Raw genomic sequence first — 4305 nt, forward strand, 5'->3', positions numbered from 1 at the left:
GCCCATGCTCGGCTGTTCCAGAAGCAGCCGAGCATGGGCTCGGCTCTACAATTGCGGAATGTCTTCCCCAACCCAACCCTCCCTGCGCCAGGTGGTGGCCGACGCCAGCGCCCGCCTGGGCGGCATCGACGCCCGCCACGAAGCCGAGCTGCTGCTGCTGCATGTGCTGGAGCGTCCACGCAGCTGGCTGTTCGCCCATGCGACCGATCCGCTGCCGGCAACGGCGCAGGCTGCCTTCGAGGCGCTGCTGGCGCGTCGCGCCGCCGGTGAGCCGGTGGCCTACCTGACCGGCCGGCGCGGGTTCTGGACGCTTGATCTGCGGGTCGATGCGGCGACCCTCATCCCGCGTCCGGAAACCGAACTGCTGGTGGAGCTGGCGCTGGAACGCCTGCCATCGGACCGCCCGCTGTCCGTGGCCGACCTCGGGACCGGCAGTGGTGCGATCGCCCTGGCCCTGGCCAGCGAGCGGCCGCTGGCACAGGTGCTGGCCACCGATGCCAGCCCCGGTGCACTGGCCATGGCTGCGCGCAATGCCGCCCACCATGAACTGCGCAACGTGCGTTTCGCTGAAGGTGGACAGGACTGGTACGCACCGCTGCAGGGCGCGCGCTTTGCACTGATTGCCAGCAATCCGCCCTACATCGCCAGCGAAGATCCGCATCTGCAGCAGGGCGACCTGAGGTTCGAGCCGGCCAGCGCGCTGGCGTCCGGCATCGACGGACTGGACGATATCCGCCGCATCGTTGCAGGCGCGCCCGAACACCTGCAGCCGGCGGGCTGGCTGCTGATCGAGCACGGCTGGGACCAGGGCGCGGCGATCCGCACGCTGTTCGATGCGGCCGGTTTCGCCGACGTGCAGACCCAGCAGGACCTTGAGCAGCGTGATCGGGTCACCCTCGGCCGGCGACCGGCCTAGAATGTGGGTTCTCCTGCCCCGGCAGGGCATCACCCTGGAGCTGCAAGCATGCGTACGCTGTACCCCGCCATCACCCCCTATGACGTCGGCACCCTGAAGGTCGACGACCGCCACACGCTGTACTTCGAGCAGTGCGGCAATCCGGATGGCAAGCCGGTGGTGATGCTGCACGGCGGTCCGGGCGGCGGTTGCAGCGACAAGATGCGCCAGTTCCATGACCCGGCGAAGTACCGCATCATCCTGTTCGACCAGCGCGGTGCCGGCCGCTCCACGCCGCATGCGGATCTGGTGGACAACACCACCTGGGACCTCGTCGCCGATATCGAGCGGCTGCGCGAGCATCTGAACGTCGACCGCTGGCAGGTGTTCGGAGGCAGCTGGGGGTCAACCCTGGCGCTGGCCTACGCCGAAACCCATCCGCAGCGCGTCACCGAACTGGTTCTGCGCGGCATCTTCATGCTCCGCCGCTGGGAGCTGGAGTGGTTCTACCAGGAAGGCGCCAACCGCCTGTTCCCCGATGCATGGGAGCACTATCTGAAGCCCATTCCGGTGGTTGAACGCCATGACCTGATCTCGGCGTTCCACCGTCGCCTGACCAGTGAAGACGAGGCGACCCGCCTGGAAGCAGCCAAGGCCTGGGCCGTGTGGGAGGGTGCGACCAGCTTCCTGCATGTGGATGACGACTTCATCAACAGCCACGAAGACCCGCATTTCGCGCTGGCCTTTGCCCGTATCGAGAACCACTACTTCGTCAATGGTGGCTTCTTCGAGGTGGAAGACCAGCTGCTGCGCGACGCGCACCGCATCGCCGACATCCCGGGCGTGATCGTGCATGGCCGCTACGACGTGGTGTGCCCGCTCGCCAATGCCTGGGACCTGACCAAGGTGTGGCCGAAGGCGAAGCTGGAAATCACCCCGGCATCGGGCCACTCCGCGTTCGAAGCGGAGAATGTCGACGCGCTGGTGCGCGCCACGGACAGCTTCGCGTAACGCGCCGGTAGCGCCGGGCCACGCCCGGCGGCATCGCGATCTGTTGCCGCGGTTTGACTCGCCGGGCATGGCCCGGTGCTACCAGTCCCCTGCAAGCAGCGCGTCGGCCAGCACCTGCAGCTTCGGCGAGTGCTGGCGCGAAGGTGGGTAGATCAAAGAGAGTTCGCGGCTGCGGCCTTCATACGGTTGCAGCACGCGCAGCAGACGGCCGTCGGCCAAGGCGTCGGCCACGGCGAAGTCCATTACCTGCACGATGCCGATACCGGCGATGGCGGCTTCCACCAATGGGTCGCCGCTGTCGAACACCATCCGCGTCGGTGGCGTGAACTCGCGCAGCTGGCCGTCCTGAAGGAACTGCCAGTCCACCAGGCGGCCACTGCGCAGGTTGCGCACGGCCAGGCAGGCATGCCCCGCCAGTGCGGCCACATCGCCCGGTGCACCGCGCCGGGCGAGGTAGTCCGGGCTGGCGACGGTCACCCAGCGCAGCGGTCGCAGGGGCCGGGCGACGATGCGCTGGTCGGCGATGGTGCCGGTACGCAGCGCGGCGTCGAACCCCTCTTCGACCAGGTCGACCAGGCGATCGCTGAGCACGGCTTCGACCTGCAGTTGTGAATGACGCTCCAGCAGCGGCGCCAGCAGGGGCACCAGCACCTTGCGGCCGAACATCGACGGCGCACTGATCTTCAGCGTGCCCGACGGCGTGCAGGGGCGATCGGCAAGCTGCCGTTCCGCGTCCTCCAGTCCGCACAGCAGTGGCGCGACCTGTTCTACAAACTGGCGCCCATCCGGGGTCAATGCCACGTTGCGCGTGTTCCGCTGCAGCAGCTTCACGCCCAGGTCCACCTCGAGCCGGCTGATCGCGCGCGACAGCCCGGATTGGCTCAGGCCGAGCTGGCCGGCAGCGACGGTGAAGCTGCGTGCTTCGGCCACCTGCACCAGCATGCGCACCGCGTTGAGGTCCATCGATGATCCACTCATGCAGAAAATCATGACAGATATGGCGGGTGAGGGGTTTATTGATTTCGCTGCATCAATGAGACTGCGCTCCCCCTTCAGTCCAGACCACCGATGCCTCCCCTCAAATACCCGCGCTGGGCACTGACCCTGCTGGCCACCGCCCAGCTGATCATCGCCCTGGATGCCACCATCATCTTTGTCGCGCTGCATGACATGGGCCGCGCGCTGCAGATCAACGCGCAGCAGCTGCAATGGGTGGTCAGTGCCTACACCGTGGCCTTCGGCGGCAGCCTGCTGCTGGGCGGGCGTGCCGCCGACCTGATCGGCCGCCGCCGCTTCTACCGCCTGGGCATGCTGTTGTTCGCGGTGGCATCGCTGCTCGGCGCGCTGGCGCCGAATGCGGGCCTGTTGATCATCGCGCGCGCAGCGCAGGGCATCGGTGCCGCGCTGCTGTTCCCGGCAACGCTGGCCCTGATCAACACGCTGTATGAAGAAGGCCCGGCCCGCAACCGCGCGCTGGCGATCTGGAGCATGGCCAGTGCAGTGGGTCTTGCCTTGGGTACGCTGCTCGGTGGCGTACTCACCCAGGCCTTCGGCTGGCCGGCGGTGCTGGCGGTGATCGTGCCGCTGGCCACCGCGTGCGCGCTTGCCGCCGGTGCGTGGCTGCCGCCCGATGCTTCGCGCCCGCAGGGCCGTTCGTTCGATCTGGCCGGCTGCATCACCGTGACCCTGGGTGGCAGCCTGCTGGTGACCACGCTGGTACAGGGCCCCGAATGGGGGTGGGCGGCGCCCGTCACGCTGGGCTGCCTGGTGCTGTCGATACTGATCCTGTTCGCGTTCGTGCAGATCGAGCTGCGCAGCCGCGATCCACTGATGCAGTTCGCGCTGCTGCGCCTGCCGGGCCTTCGTGCCGCCCTCGGCCTGACCTTCGCTTTCATGAGCAGCTACGGTGTGCAGTACTACTTCATGGCGCTGTACTTCCAGGACGGCTACGGCTGGAGTCCGCTGCAGGCCGGCCTGGCATTCCTGCCGGCCACGGCGGTGTGCACCGTGGGCATCCAGCTTGCCGAGTGGACGCTGCAGCGCTGGAGCGCGCGCAGGGTGCTGGTGATCGGCAACCTGGCCGGTGCCGTCGGCATCGCCTGGGTGGCGGCGGCACTGCCGCATGCCTCGAATTTCTGGCCATTGCTGCCGGGCGTGGTGGTGTTGAGCATCGGCCAGGGCATGACCTGGACCGCGATGTGGATCGTGGCGGGTCAGGGCGTGCCGGCGGCGCAGCAGGGCGTGGCGTCGGGCATGGCGGCCACTGCACAGCAGATCGGCGGTGCGCTGGGCCTGGCGGTACTGGTGATGGTGGCCAACGCCGACGTGGCAGCTGCCGGCTCTCCGGATGCGCTGGCCGGGCTGGTGCGTGCGGAGTACGGCGCCGCAGTGTTTGCACT

Annotated in this window: 4 protein-coding genes; 3 read left to right on the top strand and 1 reads right to left on the bottom strand. The window is 68.1% G+C overall.

Annotation, left to right across the window (positions count from 1 at the left end):
* Positions 1-58 precede the first annotated feature (58 nt).
* Positions 59-916, top strand: a complete 858-nt coding sequence (gene prmC / locus QMZ25_RS18625) for a peptide chain release factor N(5)-glutamine methyltransferase (protein ID WP_065182850.1) — start codon at positions 59-61, stop codon at positions 914-916.
* A 48-nt stretch (positions 917-964) separates the two neighbouring features.
* Positions 965-1906, top strand: a complete 942-nt coding sequence (gene pip / locus QMZ25_RS18630; protein WP_065175985.1) for a prolyl aminopeptidase — start codon at positions 965-967, stop codon at positions 1904-1906.
* 78 nt (positions 1907-1984) lie between these two features.
* Here pip and QMZ25_RS18635 read toward each other — a convergent pair whose 3' ends face one another.
* Complete coding sequence (locus QMZ25_RS18635; RefSeq protein ID WP_065182851.1) at positions 1985-2869, bottom strand: LysR family transcriptional regulator; 885 nt, start codon at positions 2867-2869, stop codon at positions 1985-1987.
* A 105-nt stretch (positions 2870-2974) separates the two neighbouring features.
* Between QMZ25_RS18635 and QMZ25_RS18640 the strand changes: the two genes are divergently transcribed.
* The coding region (locus QMZ25_RS18640; RefSeq protein ID WP_283220111.1) for an MFS transporter at positions 2975-4305 on the top strand (1331 nt) is incomplete at its 3' end.

Origin of the sequence: Stenotrophomonas sp. RS-48 (genome assembly GCF_030053245.1) — a bacterium.
GTDB classification, from domain to species: domain Bacteria; phylum Pseudomonadota; class Gammaproteobacteria; order Xanthomonadales; family Xanthomonadaceae; genus Stenotrophomonas; species Stenotrophomonas maltophilia_P.